This window comes from Mesorhizobium sp. M0317, from assembly GCF_040321555.1.
Lineage (GTDB): Bacteria > Pseudomonadota > Alphaproteobacteria > Rhizobiales > Rhizobiaceae > Mesorhizobium.
Window position 1 is genome coordinate 129,160 of record NZ_JAMYRV010000002.1, and the last position, 14,281, is coordinate 143,440.

12 protein-coding genes are annotated in these 14,281 nt (G+C 63.8%); 11 read left to right on the forward strand and 1 reads right to left on the reverse strand.

Translation table 11 applies throughout. The features are described 5' to 3' along the window. Positions 1 to 75 precede the first annotated feature (75 nt). From NKI88_RS02940 to NKI88_RS02990, 11 genes are all read left to right on the forward strand, one after another. Positions 76 to 3,504 carry an SPOR domain-containing protein gene (locus tag NKI88_RS02940; RefSeq protein WP_352653694.1) on the forward strand — a complete coding sequence of 1,143 codons (3,429 nt, stop codon included), beginning with the start codon at positions 76 to 78 and terminating at the stop codon, positions 3,502 to 3,504. A 133-nt stretch (positions 3,505 to 3,637) separates the two neighbouring features. Further along, entirely contained in the window at positions 3,638 to 4,657 is a 1,020-nt protein-coding gene (gene nagZ, locus NKI88_RS02945; protein WP_023681654.1) for a beta-N-acetylhexosaminidase, read from the forward strand. A 173-nt stretch (positions 4,658 to 4,830) separates the two neighbouring features. After that, positions 4,831 to 5,631, forward strand: a complete 801-nt coding sequence (locus NKI88_RS02950; protein WP_023667690.1) for a segregation and condensation protein A — start codon at positions 4,831 to 4,833, stop codon at positions 5,629 to 5,631. Next, the gene (scpB, locus tag NKI88_RS02955; RefSeq protein ID WP_023667689.1) at positions 5,628 to 6,395 is read left to right on the forward strand and encodes an SMC-Scp complex subunit ScpB; all 768 of its coding nucleotides are present in this window, start codon (positions 5,628 to 5,630) and stop codon (positions 6,393 to 6,395) included. The genes NKI88_RS02950 and scpB overlap by 4 nt, the downstream gene beginning before the upstream one ends. A 180-nt stretch (positions 6,396 to 6,575) precedes the next feature. Continuing rightward, positions 6,576 to 6,797 (forward strand): twin-arginine translocase TatA/TatE family subunit, encoded by a 222-nt coding sequence (locus NKI88_RS02960; RefSeq protein WP_023681650.1) that lies wholly within the window; start codon positions 6,576 to 6,578, stop codon positions 6,795 to 6,797. A gap of 86 nt (positions 6,798 to 6,883) precedes the next feature. Continuing rightward, positions 6,884 to 7,624 (forward strand): Sec-independent protein translocase protein TatB, encoded by a 741-nt coding sequence (tatB, locus tag NKI88_RS02965; RefSeq protein WP_023741506.1) that lies wholly within the window; start codon positions 6,884 to 6,886, stop codon positions 7,622 to 7,624. Further along, a complete protein-coding gene (tatC, locus tag NKI88_RS02970) occupies positions 7,621 to 8,496 on the forward strand; it encodes a twin-arginine translocase subunit TatC (RefSeq protein WP_023667686.1) in 876 nt (291 codons plus the stop codon). Before tatB ends, tatC begins: the two co-directional genes overlap by 4 nt. A 109-nt stretch (positions 8,497 to 8,605) precedes the next feature. Continuing rightward, positions 8,606 to 9,910 carry a serine--tRNA ligase gene (serS, locus tag NKI88_RS02975; protein ID WP_023706002.1) on the forward strand — a complete coding sequence of 435 codons (1,305 nt, stop codon included), beginning with the start codon at positions 8,606 to 8,608 and terminating at the stop codon, positions 9,908 to 9,910. Then, positions 9,910 to 10,671: a 5'/3'-nucleotidase SurE gene (surE, locus tag NKI88_RS02980; protein WP_023710683.1), complete on the forward strand. Its 762-nt coding sequence runs from the start codon at positions 9,910 to 9,912 to the stop codon at positions 10,669 to 10,671. The genes serS and surE overlap by 1 nt, the downstream gene beginning before the upstream one ends. A gap of 26 nt (positions 10,672 to 10,697) precedes the next feature. Next, complete coding sequence (locus tag NKI88_RS02985) at positions 10,698 to 11,351, forward strand: protein-L-isoaspartate(D-aspartate) O-methyltransferase (protein ID WP_023667683.1); 654 nt, start codon at positions 10,698 to 10,700, stop codon at positions 11,349 to 11,351. Between the two features lie 357 nt (positions 11,352 to 11,708). Beyond that, positions 11,709 to 13,208: a peptidoglycan DD-metalloendopeptidase family protein gene (locus NKI88_RS02990; RefSeq protein WP_352653695.1), complete on the forward strand. Its 1,500-nt coding sequence runs from the start codon at positions 11,709 to 11,711 to the stop codon at positions 13,206 to 13,208. Between the two features lie 100 nt (positions 13,209 to 13,308). Here the strand turns inward: NKI88_RS02990 and NKI88_RS02995 are convergent, their stop codons facing one another. Further along, positions 13,309 to 14,184 carry an ATP-binding protein gene (locus tag NKI88_RS02995; protein ID WP_023688224.1) on the reverse strand — a complete coding sequence of 292 codons (876 nt, stop codon included), beginning with the start codon at positions 14,182 to 14,184 and terminating at the stop codon, positions 13,309 to 13,311. Between the last annotated feature and the right edge of the window lie 97 nt (positions 14,185 to 14,281).

The window sequence follows — 14,281 nt, forward strand, 5'->3', positions numbered from 1 at the left end:
CCCACATTGCGCTGGTAAGGGCCAACCCTACGCGACGTCCATGGCGTCCGAATGAGTGCGAGTTCGGGAACAATAATGGCAGACAGAACCCAGCTGAGAGTAGCCGACAACAACGACATCGCCGAAGATGATCCGTTCGCTGAACTGACCAGGATCATGGGTTTCGATCCGCGCCAGCCGGTCAAGCCGCAGGCGCCAGCCGTCGAGACGGCTGCGGACGAGGGCGATTTCGACATCGACCTCGAGAAGGAGTTGATGGGCGAATTCGGCGATGAAGTCGGTTCCATGGAGGCCAGCCAACCAGCTCCCGAGGTTCACCAGCCTGCCGCTGAGCCCTACGAACCTGCTGCCGAGATTCGCGAGCCGGCTTTCGAAACCACCGATGCCGCGATGGACGATGCGCTGGCTGCTTCGCTGGAATATGATTTCGTCTTCGACGATGCCGCCGATCTGGATTTCGGCGCTGCCCCGCAGGCTGCGGCTGCTCCCGTTGAACCCTCGTTTGCCGAACCTTCGTTTGCCGAGCCCGCATTCGACGAAGCTGCATTCGACGATGATTTCGACAATGCCGTCGCCAGCTCGCTGGAAAACGTATCGCCGCTCGAAGACGACCTGCCGATGGATGACGACCTTGCCGCTTCGCTCGAGCAGGGGTTGCTGCTCGATGACGGCGCGACGGTCGCCCATGCCGCAGATGTCGCGCAGGTTGCTGCTGCGCCTGCCGACGATCTCGCGTTCGACGATGATTTCGACAATGCCGTCTCGATGTCGCTGGAAGACGAGCTGACGCTGGACGGTCCTGCGCCGGCGCAGGACCAGTATGCCGCGCCAGTAGCCGAGGCGCCGATCCATACCTTCGACGCCGTCGGCGCCGCCGACCACGCTGTTGCCGACGAGGATTTTGCGGTTCATTTCGATGACGCGATGGCCGATGTCGACATGGACTTTGCAGCTCAGGATTTTGCAGCCCAGGATTTTGCAGCCGAGCATTTCGAGCCTCAGGCTTTCGAGGCTCAGCTTGTTGAGGCCGAGGATCCGGAAGAGCGCGATCTGGATGTCAGCGATCTGCAGGTCAGCGCGCCGGTTGAGATGGATGCGCCGGAAGTGGACGAGACGCCGGCCTGGACCGTGGAGGCCAGCCCCTCTCATGAGACTGCGCACGAAGCATTCGACGATTTCGATCTGAGCATCGATGATGCGCTTGCCGATCACGAGCCGGTGGCCGAGACCGCACCCGCTCCGGTTCAGCCAACTCCGGTCGCACCAGCCTATGTGGCGCCTACCAATATGGCGACCCCGGCCGCTCCGGTCGCTGACGAACGGACGTTGGAAGATGAACTCAACGCGCTGCTTGGCGCCATGACCACACCACGCCCGGCGCCAGTCGCCCCGATTCCGGTGGTCACCGAGCCCACCAGGGCTGCCGCCATCGAGCCCACCAGGACTTATGAGCCGGTTGCCCCGGTGCAGCGGTCCGTCGCGACGCCGGTCGCTCCGGTCGATAATCTCGACTGGGACCTGGACGAACACGCGCCGGCTCCTCAGGAGGCCCAGGCGGACGATGCCGATTTCGACGATCTGCTTGCCGGCGAACTTGAAGGCCATGTGCCCGAGATCGAGTTCGATGATCACGCATTCGACGCGGCACTGGCCAAGGGCATCGATCTCGGTCATGACGATACGGCAGCACCGGTCGCTGGCGATTGGCGCTCGACGCCGCCGGAGCCGGCGCGTTCGTGGAGCCGCGTGACTCCCACCCCGGCCCAGCCTTCCTTTGCAGCGCAGCCGCAACCTTCTTTTGCAGCGCAGCCGCAAGCTTCTTTTGCAGAAAAGCCGTCCATGCCGCCAGCGGCAGCGCCAAGCTATCTCGACCAGCCGGTTGCCGCTGCTGCCTATGTCGCGCCGACGCCATCGCGCCAGGCGCCGCCTCAGGCCTATGACGAGATGCCGGATGTCGAGACGGTCGATGTGCCGGAGCGTGTCGTGGCGATTGCCGACGACCTCGACATTCCAGAACTCAGCTTCGAGCAAGACGAGCCCGCCGCCTATGACGACATCGACGCCGAATTCGCCGGCATGCTCAACGAGATGAACGCGGTGGAAGTGGCGCCGCCCACTGCCGCACGCAGTGCCGGCTATGATGACGATTCCTACAGTTCCGGCTTCAGTTCGGGCCACGAGCTCGACCAGCGCGCCTATGCGGCGCGGCCAGCCGAAGTGCTTTCAGCCACGCAAGCTCACCACGCCGATGCCGCCGGCGGCTTCGACATGGACGATCTGCCCGGCAGCCAGCCGGTTTCGCAGGCCGACGATTTCGCGGTCGACGAACTCGACTACGATCCGGATCTGGACGAGTCGATGGCGGTGCCGGGCCTCGCCGAGCAGGAAGCCGCACGACCGCGCAGGAGCGGCCTGCTGGTCGCGGGGGTCGTTGCTGCGGTTGCGATTGCCGGCGGCCTTGGCGCCTTCGCCTTGTCGTTCGGCGGCAAGGGCGGCAGCGATGCGCCGGTCATTGTCAAAGCCGACAACAGGCCGATCAAGGTCAAGCCCGAAAATCCGGGCGGCGCCGTGGTGCCGAACCAGGACAACAAGGTTTATGATGCGGTCGCCAAGGGCACCAAGCCGGCCGAGCCGGTTCAGGAGAAGCTGGTCACCAACACCGAAGAGCCGGTCGATGTGAAGGCGCAGGAGCCTGAAAGCCGCGTCGTCGATCTGTCGCCCGACGATACCGACGCTGCCCCAGGCCCCGACGCTGCCGGCAACCCCGAAGCTGCCGTCAACCCCGACGCGGCTGTCGCGCCGGCGCCAAAGTCCGAGGACCGCATCGCGCAGGTGCTGCAGGAAGCCGAGAAGAACCCCGATACGGTCGCCGTCGCCCCGCGCAAGGTGCGGACCATGGTGGTCAAGCCCGACGGCTCGTTGGTGGCCCGCGAGGACTCGACGCCGGCCGCGCCACAGGTTGCGGCGACTGAGCCGCTTGACCCGGCGCCGCAGCACGTCGCCCCTTCGGCCGATGCCGAGCAGACCGGCACCGTGGCGCCTGTCGATCAGGCAGATAGCGACCAGGCAAGTGCCGAGACCGCCAAGCCGGTCAAGCCGGTGAAGCCGGCGGCTGCGCCGAAGGCTGAGACCCAGTCCGCCAACACGCCGCAGACGGTTGCCGTGGCGCCGCAGCGCCCGTCCGACCAGCCGGTCGACGTGGTCGGCGAGGTCAAGCCCGACCAGGTTGCCTCCATTCCGGCGACGGCTTCGACATCGGGCGGTTCGTGGTCGATGCAGATCGCTTCGCAGCCGACGGTCGAAAGCGCCCAGGCCAACTACGCCGACCTGCAGCGCCGCTATGGAAATGTGCTCGCCGGTCGCACCGCCAACATCGTCAAGGCGGAGATCGCCGGCAAGGGCACCTTCTACCGTGTCCGGGTGCCTGCGCAGTCTCGCAACGATGCGATCAATCTGTGCACCAGCTACAAGGCTGCCGGCGGCAACTGCTTCGTGTCGCGGTAAGGCCGGATCCAACTATCAGAGCCGGCGCGTTCCCAAGGGTCGCGCCGGCTTTTTCATGTGGATGGGCGAGAGGTTGAGGCGCTTGCCGTCCGGGGAGATTCCCTTTGGCGGCGCGAAGCCCTAAACTGGCGGAATGACCGAATCAAAATCCATGATCCTCGGCTGTGCCGGGAAATCGCTGACCCGCGAAGAAATCCGTTTCTACCGCAATGAATGCCCGTGGGGCTTCATCCTGTTTGCCCGCAACATCGGCGAAACGGAGCAGATCCGCGATCTGGTTGCCGAAATGCGCGACTGTATCGGGCGCCCCGATGCGCTGGTGTTCATCGACCAGGAAGGTGGCCGGGTGCAGCGCCTGCGGCCGCCGCTGGCGCCGAACTATCCCGCCGGCGGCGCGCTCGGCGCATTGTGGCGCAAGGACCATGATGCCGGCACCCGCGCTGCCTGGCTGATGGCGCGGCTGCACGCCTTCGACCTGTTGCGCTACGGTATCTCGGCCGATTGCCTGCCGGTGCTGGACGTGCCGATCGAGGGCGCCAGCGACGTCATCGGCGCGCGCGCCTATGGCAAGGAGCCGCGCCCGGTCATCGAACTCGGCCGCGCGGCAGCGGAAGGGCTGATGTCGGGCGGCGTGCTGCCGGTCATGAAGCACATTCCGGGCCATGGGCGCGCCTTTGCCGACACGCATTTCGAACTGCCTGTGGTCGATGCCTCGCTGAGCGACCTGCAGCGGCATGATTTCGCCCCGTTCCGCGAGCTTAGCCATCTGCCGATGGCGATGACGGCGCATGTCGTCTACAGCGCCATCGATCCGAACAACCCGGCGACCACGTCGGGCAAGGTCATCGACGAGATCATCCGCCGCGAGATCGGCTTCGACGGGCTGTTGATGAGCGACGACACCTCGATGAAGGCACTTTCTGGGGATTTCCCGACAAAGGCGGCCTCGATCCTTGCGGCGGGCTGCGATCTGGTCCTTCACTGCAATGGCGTTTTCGAGGAGATGGCCGGCATCGCATCGCGAACCACGGGACTTGAAGGGACGTCGCTGGAGCGCGCCAAGCGGGCGCTGACCTATATAAGGGATCGCGACCGGGCCGACGAAACCGAGATACGCGCCGAGTTTGCCACCTATTTCGACGCGGTGGCCTAGAGACGGATGATTTCAGGTCTGTTCGACCTGAAATCTGAATCCGTCTCTAAATTAGACAGAGAGAGCATGATGTCGTCCGAAAACCGCTTCACACTTTTCGGTATCATGCTCTAACCAGAGGTAAGGAACAAGTGGCGGAGACATTGGACAGCAAGGCTGCGAAGGCCGCACCGATGGACCGTCTGTGGGCCGAGAACGACGATTCACGAGTCACCGGCGACCCGTCGCTTGTCGTCGACGTCGCCGGGTTCGAAGGTCCGCTCGACCTCTTGCTGCATCTCGCCCGCAACCAAAAGGTCGATCTGTCGCGGATTTCCATCTTGGCGCTGGTCGAGCAATATCTGACCTTCGTCGAGACGGCGAGGGCGCTGAGGCTTGAGCTTGCCGCCGACTACCTGGTGATGGCGGCGTGGCTGGCCTTCCTCAAGTCGAAGCTCCTCATCCCCAAGCAGCCCGGCGAAGAAGGCGAAAGCGGCGAGGAACTGGCCGCGGTGCTGCAGTTCCGGCTGAAGCGTCTGGAGGCCATGCGCGACGCCTCGGCAAGGCTGGTCAACCGCAACCGGCTCGGCCGCGACGTGTTTGCACGCGGGATGCCTGAAATGGTCATCGTCGAGAAGCGTAACGCCTATTCGGCCTCGCTCTACGATTTGCTCACCGCCTATGCGCAGCAGCGCCAGAAACAGGCGATCACCAATGTGACAATTGCCCGGCGTGGCGTGTGGTCGCTCAAGGATGCGCGCGATATCCTGACCCGGCTGATCGGCTCGCTGCGCGACTGGACGGCGCTGGACAGCTATCTGATCAATTACCTGACCAGCCCGGACGAACGGCGTACCGCGATTGCCAGCTCGTTTGCGGCGTCGCTGGAACTGGTGCGCGAAGGCAGCATCGAGATGCGGCAGGACCAGGTGTTCGCGCCGCTCTATCTGCGCGGCCGCGCGCAGCCAATCAAGGCAGTCGAGGTGGCATCATGAGCGAACGCGCCAACGCTTCGGTCATTCCGTTCAAGGTCGAAGAAGAGACCGAGGAGGGCATTATCGCCCAGGACCCGACTGATACCCTGCTTCTGAATCCTGGCGAACGGCTGCATATGGCCGAAGCCATACGCATGGCCGAGGCGATCGTGTTCGCCAGCGCCGAGCCGGTCAGCGAAAAGCAGCTCGCAGCCAGATTGCCCGATGGCATCAGCATTGCCGCTGCCATGGCTGAGCTGCAGCAGATCTATGCGCGGCGCGGCGTCAATCTGGTTCGGGTCGGCGATGCCTGGGCGTTCCGTACCGCCGGCGATCTCGCCTTCCTGATGAGCCGCGACACGGTGCAGCAGCGCAAGCTGTCGCGCGCCGCGCTCGAAGTGCTGGCGATCATCGCCTACCACCAGCCGGTGACGCGCGCCGAGATCGAGGACATCAGAGGCGTCGAGACCTCGAAGGGCACGCTGGATACGCTGCTCGAAACGGAATGGGTGCGCATGCGCGGCCGCCGCCGCACGCCCGGCCGTCCCGTCACCTACGGCACGACAGACACTTTCCTCGACCATTTCGCACTGGAGGAGATCCGCGATCTTCCCGGGATGGACGAACTGAAGGGGGCAGGGCTGCTTTCCGGCCGCATGCCGTCGAATTTCGCCATCCCGTTGCCGCCGGCCGATCCGGACGCGCTGACCGAGGACGAGGATGCGTTGACCGACATCGATCTCGAGGAACTCGGCCTGCTGACGCCGCGCGTCACGGAAGATTGACCGCAAGCCGCTGTCAAAAAGCTGCATTGCTGCGGTAGATGCGCCGATTGGTAGCGGGCAGCTTTGCCGAAAATGGGTGACATAAGCCGCGCCTTCATAAACTTTGTCGCTGTTGTGTTTGAATCCCAACGCGAAAACGCATAGATCATCGCCAGGGAAAACATTCGAGAGAGAGTTACAATGGGTTCATTTTCGATTTGGCACTGGATGATCGTGCTGGTGATCGTGCTGCTGGTGTTCGGCCGCGGCAAGATACCCGAGCTGATGGGCGACATGGCCAAGGGCATCAAGAGCTTCAAGAAGGGCATGGCCGACGACGATACCGCCGAAGACAAGCGCACCGTCGAGCACCGCCCGGACGAGACCGTTTCGGCAGTGAAGGAAAAGGCCAGCAAGAGCTGAGCCGAAGGTTGTTGCTTTTGTGCAAGTCGTTGTCCCAAAACCGCTTCGCACTTTTGGGCGACAAGCACTAGTCGGAACTGATTGCCATGTTTGAAGTCGGCTGGACCGAAATGCTGGTGATCGCGATCGTCATGATCGTGGTCGTCGGACCCAAGGATTTGCCCAATATGCTGCGCACCTTCGGCCGCACGACGGCGAAGCTGCGTGCCATGGCCTCCGACTTCCAGAAGCAGTTCAACGAGGCGTTGAAGGAAGCCGAGCTCGACGACGTCAAGAAGTCTGTCGATACGCTGCGCGGCCTCAATCCGGCGGCCGAAATCCGCAAGCAGCTCAATCCGTTCGAACAGGCGGCAGCCGAGGTTCGCTCCGGCGTCGATGCGGTGATGAAGCCGAAGCCCGCCGTCGACCCCTCAACGCCCGCGGCAGAAACACCACAGCCGGCCGAGCCGCTCAAGAACGGCGCGACGGTGATGCCGGGTGTCAACGGACCGGAAACAGCGCCGGCGGCGCCGATCCTTCCGGCGATGACCGATCAGGCGGTGGTGACACCGGCTGCAGCAACAGCAGCGCCACGAAACGCGCGCGCCAAGGGGGCTGCGATATCAAAGGCCCCGGCAACCAAAACAGCGGCAGCCAAGGCAGCACCGGCAAAGCCGGCGCCTGCGGCGAAGGTTGCGGCCAAGCCGTCAGCGGCGCCCGCCAAGGCTGCACCTGGAAAAGCCGCCACCAAGCACGCTGCTGCACCGAAGGCAGTCGCAAAGGCTGAGCCGAAGCCTGCGCCGGCCACGAAGCCCGCGTCCAAGAAGACGGCGGGGGCCGCCAAGTGAGCATTACGGACAGCGAAAAGGACGAGATCGAGAAGTCGTCGGCTCCGCTGATGGAGCATCTGATCGAACTGCGCCGGCGGCTGATCTGGTCGATCGGCGGTTTCTTCGTCGCCTTCCTCGTCTGCTTCTTCTTTGCCAAGAAGCTGTTCAATCTTTTGGTCGTTCCGTTCAAGTGGGCCACGCAGTGGGCCGGGCTCGATCCGCACAAGGTCGAGCTGATCTATACGGCGCCGCAGGAATTCTTCTTCACCCAGGTCAAGCTCGCCATGTTCGGCGGCATGGTCATCGCCTTTCCGCTGATCGCCACGCAGATCTACAAATTCATCGCGCCAGGCCTCTACAAGAACGAACGCAACGCCTTCCTGCCGTTCCTTATCGCATCGCCGATCCTGTTCCTGATGGGAGCGTCGCTGGTCTATTTCTTCTTCACGCCGATGGTGATGTGGTTCTTCCTCGCCATGCAGCAGGCCGGCACCGACGACCAGGTGCAGATTTCGCTGCTGCCGAAAGTGTCGGAATATCTCAGCCTGATCATGACGCTGATCTTCTCCTTCGGCCTGGTGTTCCAGCTGCCGGTGGTGACCAGCCTGATGACGCGCGTCGGCATGCTGTCGTCGAAGGCGCTGGCCGAGAAGCGCAAATGGGCGATCGTCATCGCCTTCGTCGTCGCGGCGGTGCTGACGCCGCCTGATCCGATGAGCCAGATCGGTTTGGCCATCCCGACCATCCTGCTCTACGAGGTGTCGATCTGGGCGGCCCGGCTGATCGAGCGCGATCAGGTCAAGCAGAAGCTGGCGCGCGAGAAGCAGGAAGCCGCCGAAGCCGTGGCCGAAAAGGCGGCGGACGCGTCCTCAAAGCAGGCTCGTTCATAGGCTGTCGCGTTCGGGTATCCGCGTTAGCGGAAAAACGCGACAGCCGCCATCTTGCATCGATGAAGGATGCGGTTTACCCCCTCAGCCTTATTCTGAGGACGAACCAACCATGCTTGATATCAAATGGATTCGCGACAACCCGAAGGCCCTTGTCGAGGCGCTGGCCAAGCGCTCGTGGTCGGCTGACGAGGCGCAGTCCACGGTCGATGAGCTGATCAAGAAGGACGAAGCGCGGCGCGAGCACGTCACCGAGCTGCAGACCAAGCAGGAACGCCGCAACGCCGCCTCGAAGGAGATCGGCAACGCCATGCGTTCGGGCGACACGGCACTTGCCGAAAAGCTCAAGGCCGAAGTCGGCGATATCAAGACCTTCATCCAGAATGGCGAGGCGCGCGAGCGCGAGCTCGACAAGACGCTGAACGATGCGCTGGCGGTGCTGCCGAATGTGCCGCTCGACGACGTGCCGGTCGGCAAGGACGAGCACGACAATGTCGTCAAGCATATCGTCGGCGAGGTGCCGACTCGGCCGAACTGGGTGAAGGAGCATTTCGAGATCGGCGAAGCGCTCGGCATGATGGATTTCGAGCGGGCGGCAAAGCTGTCGGGATCACGCTTCACCGTGCTGAAGAGCGGGCTGGCGCGGATGGAGCGCGCCATCGGCCAGTTCATGCTCGATCTGCACACGACCGAGCATGGCTATGAAGAAGTCATCCCGCCACTGATGGTGCGCGACGAAGTGCTTTTCGGGACCAACCAGCTGCCGAAATTCGAGGACGACCTGTTCTTCGTGCAGCATGGCGATGGCCGGCTCGGGTTGATTCCAACCGCCGAGGTCCCGCTCACCAACCTGGTGCGCGAAGAAATCACGGCCCATGAAAAGCTGCCGCTGCGCTATACGGCGCTGACGCCGTGCTTCCGCTCGGAAGCGGGCTCCGCCGGCCGCGACACGCGCGGCATGTTGCGCCAGCACCAGTTCTACAAGGTCGAGCTGGTCTCGGTCACCGACCAGGAGTCTTCGCTCGCCGAGCACGAGCGGATGACGCAGTGCGCCGAAGAGGTGCTGAAGCGACTGGAGCTGCCGTTCCGCACCATGGTCCTGTGCACGGGCGACATGGGGTTTGGCGCGCGCAAGACCTACGACATCGAGGTCTGGCTGCCTGGACAGAACGCCTATCGCGAGATCTCGTCCTGTTCAGTGTGCGGCGACTTCCAGGCCAGGCGCATGGATGCCCGCTACAAGGACAGGGACGGCAACGGCAACCGCTTTGTGCACACGCTGAACGGTTCGGGCACCGCTGTCGGCCGTGCGCTGATTGCCGTCATCGAAAACTACCAGAATGAGGATGGCAGCGTAACCATTCCTGAAGTGCTGCGGCCTTATATGGGCGGTCTGGCGAAGATCGAATCGAAGTAATGCGCATCCTTCTGACCAATGATGACGGCATTCATGCCGAGGGCCTGGCGTCGCTCGAACGCATCGCCCGCACGCTGTCGGACGATGTCTGGGTCGTGGCGCCGGAGCAGGACCAGTCCGGCTACGCGCACTCGCTGTCGATCTCGGAGCCGCTCCGGCTGCGCAAGATCGGCGAGAAACACTACGCCGTGCGCGGCACGCCGACCGACTGCGTCATCATGGGCGTCAAGAAGATCCTGCCTGGCGCGCCGGACCTGATCCTGTCCGGTGTCAATTCCGGCGCCAACATCGCTGACGACGTCACCTATTCCGGCACCGTCGCCGGCGCCATGGAAGGCGCGCTGCTCGGCATCCGCTCGATCGCACTCAGCCAGGGTTATTCCTATGTCGGCGAGGACCGCGTCGTTCCCTATGAGACCACCGAGGCGCTGGCGCCGGCGTTGCTGAAAAAGCTCGTCGCCATGCCGCTGCCGGACGGCGTGCTGCTCAACGTCAACTTTCCCAACTGCCTCCCTGACGAGGTTGCCGGCACCGTCGTGACGTCGCAGGGCAAGCTGGTGCACAGCCTTTGGGTCGACGAGCGCCGCGACGGGCGCGGCCTGCCTTATTACTGGCTGCGCTTCGGCCGCGAGCCGGTCGAGGGCAAGCAGGGCACCGATCTCCATGCTCTGCGCAACCGGCTCGTGTCTGTGACGCCGCTGCAGCTTGACCTCACCGCGCATGAAATCCGTGACCAACTGACCAAGGCGCTGTCTGAATAAGGTGTTCGCATGAAGAAGGTTCTGGCATGAACTTGCCGCTCGACGATCGCGAGGGTTTTGCCGCTTTCCTGCTGCGCCTGCGCGGCCAAGGCGCGGTGCCGAAGGCGCTGATCGCAGCCTTCGAGGCGACGCCGCGGCGCGGCTTCCTCAACGGCCAGTTCCATTCCATCGCCTGGTCGGACGGCATGCTGCCGATCGAATGCGGCGAGGCGATCGAGGGCGCCGATCTGCAGGCGGCGGTGATTGCGGCCCTGGCAATAGAGCCCGGCAACCGGGTGCTGGAGATCGGCACCGGCTCGGGCTACACGGCAGCGGTGATGTCGCGGCTCGCGGCGCGCATCGTCAGCGTCGACCGCTACAAAACGCTGGCCGAGCAGGCCAGGCAACGCTTCGAGGCGCTCGGCATCGGCAATGTCATCGTGCGCCAGGCCGACGGTTCCAACGGGCTTGCCAATGAAGCGCCGTTCGACCGCATCGTAGCCTGGGCGGCTTTCGACAGCCTGCCGCGCTTCCTGCTCGACCAATTGTCGAGCGGCGGCATCGTCATTGCCCCGATCGGGCCGGAGGAGGGCGAGCAGGTGCTGGCCAAGCTGACCAAGGTCGGCAGCCGCTTCGAGCGCGAGGATATCGGCACCGTGCGCCTGCAGCCGATCCTGCGCAGCGTCGCGGCGGTTATCTGAATTCTGCCTGTCACGCGCTTCGAAGGTAAGCCGAAGCCGATCGTTTCGTCATCCACGGGCGAAGCAAGGAGCGTAGCGACGCAGCGCAGACCCGAGGATCCATGCCGCGCCATCAAGGCGTAGCTACGGCGCAGAATTCTGCTCTGCTGCATTCTTCGGCCAATGTCACGGAATGGATCCCAGGGTCTCCGCGACGGCGCTTCGCGCCTGCTTCGCCCAGGGATGACGACGTTGGTGAAGGCGCCTTACAAAATGTTTTAAGAAAATTTGCGTCTGATTCTATGGGGTTAACCCGCCAGTAACATTAACGCGCTTTAATCATGACCAGTGTGTACCGGGTCTGTGCGGGTTAGTGCGATGCAATTCAGTGTTTTGAAGGCAAACGGGCGTACTCTGTCGCGGGGCTGCGCTGTCCTCATGCTAGCCGGAGTGGCGGCGGGGTGTAGCTCCCAAGTCTCGCGGTTCAACGGTGTCGACGACGTCTTCACCTCCTCGACCAACAATCAGCGCGCCATCATCGACAAGCAGAGCACCGCTCAGCCCTATCCGGGCGATGTGGCGGCCGAGCCGATCGCTGCGGCACCTGTCGATGGCAGCCATAACCAGTCGGTCAGCCGCTCCAGCCTGGAGCCGGTCACCGTCCAGCAGCTGCCGCCGCCGAGCGCGCCCAAAGCTGCTCCGATGCGTACCGCTTCCGCGCCGGCGCTTGCACCGGCACCGCATGTCGACAGAACGACTACCGGCACCGTCCAGCCGGCGAGGCCGTTCAAGAATGCCGGTGACTCCGATCCGAAACCAGTTGCGGCTGGTACGCCGCATGCGACCGAGATCGTGGTCAGCGACGGCGAGACCATTTCCGGCATCGCTCATCGCTATCATGTGCCCGCCGACGTGATCATGAAGGTCAACGGCTTGAGCGCCACCAAGGGGCTGAAGACCGGTCAGAAACTGGTCATCCCGGCCTATGCCTATTCAAGCAAGGGGGCAGAGCCGAAACTTGCCGACGGCAAGCCGGCAAACAGCCCCAAGGCGCCAGCGCCGGAAAAGGTCGCCGTGCTGCCGCAGCAGCCGAAACTCAAGGACGGCAAGTCCGCCGCGCAGGTTGACGCTTCGGCAGCGAACAAGCCGAAGACCGACAAGCCGGCGCAGACGGCCTCGGCCGCGCCAAAGGCCGGCGCGGGCACCTACACGGTCCAGTCGGGCGACACCATGTCCTCCATCGCCAGGAAGACCGGCGTTGGCGTCGTGGCGCTGAAGCAGGCGAACGGCATGCAGGACGGCCTGCTCAAGATCGGCCAGACGCTGAAGGTTCCGGCAGGTGGCACCGCAACGGTCGCCAGCGCCAAGCCGGCCAAAGTTGATCCGGTGACGACCGCGACCACCCAACCGGCGGCAAAGCCGACGGAGACACTCGTCACCTACACGCCGCCGAAGAAGGACGCCAAGGTTATCCAGCAGGCCGAGGACGACGATGCTGTTGCGCCCGATGCCACCGGCATCGGCAAGATGCGTTGGCCGGTGCGTGGCCGCGTCATCTCCAATTTTGGTGGCGGCAAGGATGGTGTCGACATCGCCGTGCCTGAGGGGACGCCGGTCAAGGCGGCCGAAAACGGCGTGGTCATCTATGCCGGCGACGGCCTCAAGGAATTCGGCAATACGGTTCTGGTGCGCCACGAAAACGGGCTGGTCACCGTCTATGGTCACGCCAGGTCGATCGAGGTGCAGCGCGGCCAGAAGGTCAAGCGCGGCCAGGAAATCGCGCTGTCGGGCATGAGCGGGACCACCGACTCGCCGAAACTGCACTTCGAAGTGCGCAAGAACTCGGCCCCGGTCGACCCCTCTGGCTATCTCGAATAGAACAATAAACGTTTTGCAGGCCGTCTGACCTCCAGTCCGGCCCGCCGGCTCAGCCCGCTCCGCAAGGGGCGGGCTTTTTCAGTGACCTGACGGAAATCAATCAGTCGTTCAGCGGCTTGCCGAGCCGGCCGGCCAGATCCTGGGTGAACTGCCAGGCGACGCGGCCCGAGCGGCTGCCGCGCGTCGTTGCCCATTCCAGCGCCTCGGCGCGCAGCTGCTCCGGGTCGATAGTGAGCCCGTGATGGCTGGCATAGCTGTTGACCATGTCGAGATATTCGTCCTGCGAACATTTGTGGAAGCCGAGCCACAGGCCGAAACGGTCGGACAGCGAAACCTTTTCCTCGACCGCCTCGGACGGGTTGATGGCGGTCGAGCGCTCATTGTCGATCATGTCGCGCGGCAACAGGTGCCGGCGGTTCGACGTGGCGTAGAAGATGACATTGGCCGGGCGGCCCTCGACGCCGCCTTCAAGGGCTGCCTTCAGCGACTTGTAGGAGGTGTCGTCATGGTCGAAGGAGAGGTCGTCGCAAAACAGGATGAAGCGAAACGGCGCCGCCTTCAGCAGGCCCATCAGCCTGGGCAGCGTGTCGATATCCTCGCGATGGATCTCGATCAGCTTGAGCGGCAGGTCGGATTTGGCCTGGGCGTTGATCTGCGCATGCACGGCCTTGACCAGCGAGGATTTGCCCATGCCGCGCGCACCCCACAACAACACATTGTTGGCGGCATGGCCGGCGGCGAAGCGTTCCGTGTTTTCGACCAGAATGTCGCGCACGCGGTCGACGCCGCGGATCAGGCCGATGTCGACGCGGTTGACCTTGCGCACCGGCTCGAGATAGCCGGGGTCGGCCTGCCAGACGAAGCAATCGGCAACCGCAAGATCGGTTTGCGGCACCGGCGGCGGGGCGAGGCGGGTGACCGCCTCGATCAGGCGGTCGAGCTTTTGGTTCAGGGCCTCGATGGTGCTGTCGGTCATGTCTCGTCTTTTATGTTTCCGCACGAACGTGCGTAGGGGCCGAAATCGTCTTGATCCGGGCGAGATAGAAACTGGTTCCAAGCTTTTGTTTGGGCAT

Coding starts and splice junctions, on each gene's coding strand:
- NKI88_RS02960 (WP_023681650.1), top strand. CDS start 6,576: ATGGGTTCATTTTCGATTTGGCACTGGATGATCGTGCTGGTGATCGTG.
- surE (WP_023710683.1), top strand. CDS start 9,910: ATGCGCATCCTTCTGACCAATGATGACGGCATTCATGCCGAGGGCCTG.
- NKI88_RS02940 (WP_352653694.1), top strand. CDS start 76: ATGGCAGACAGAACCCAGCTGAGAGTAGCCGACAACAACGACATCGCC.
- nagZ (WP_023681654.1), top strand. CDS start 3,638: ATGACCGAATCAAAATCCATGATCCTCGGCTGTGCCGGGAAATCGCTG.
- NKI88_RS02985 (WP_023667683.1), top strand. CDS start 10,698: ATGAACTTGCCGCTCGACGATCGCGAGGGTTTTGCCGCTTTCCTGCTG.
- NKI88_RS02990 (WP_352653695.1), top strand. CDS start 11,709: ATGCAATTCAGTGTTTTGAAGGCAAACGGGCGTACTCTGTCGCGGGGC.
- scpB (WP_023667689.1), top strand. CDS start 5,628: ATGAGCGAACGCGCCAACGCTTCGGTCATTCCGTTCAAGGTCGAAGAA.
- serS (WP_023706002.1), top strand. CDS start 8,606: ATGCTTGATATCAAATGGATTCGCGACAACCCGAAGGCCCTTGTCGAG.
- tatB (WP_023741506.1), top strand. CDS start 6,884: ATGTTTGAAGTCGGCTGGACCGAAATGCTGGTGATCGCGATCGTCATG.
- NKI88_RS02995 (WP_023688224.1), bottom strand. CDS start 14,184: ATGACCGACAGCACCATCGAGGCCCTGAACCAAAAGCTCGACCGCCTG.
- NKI88_RS02950 (WP_023667690.1), top strand. CDS start 4,831: ATGGACCGTCTGTGGGCCGAGAACGACGATTCACGAGTCACCGGCGAC.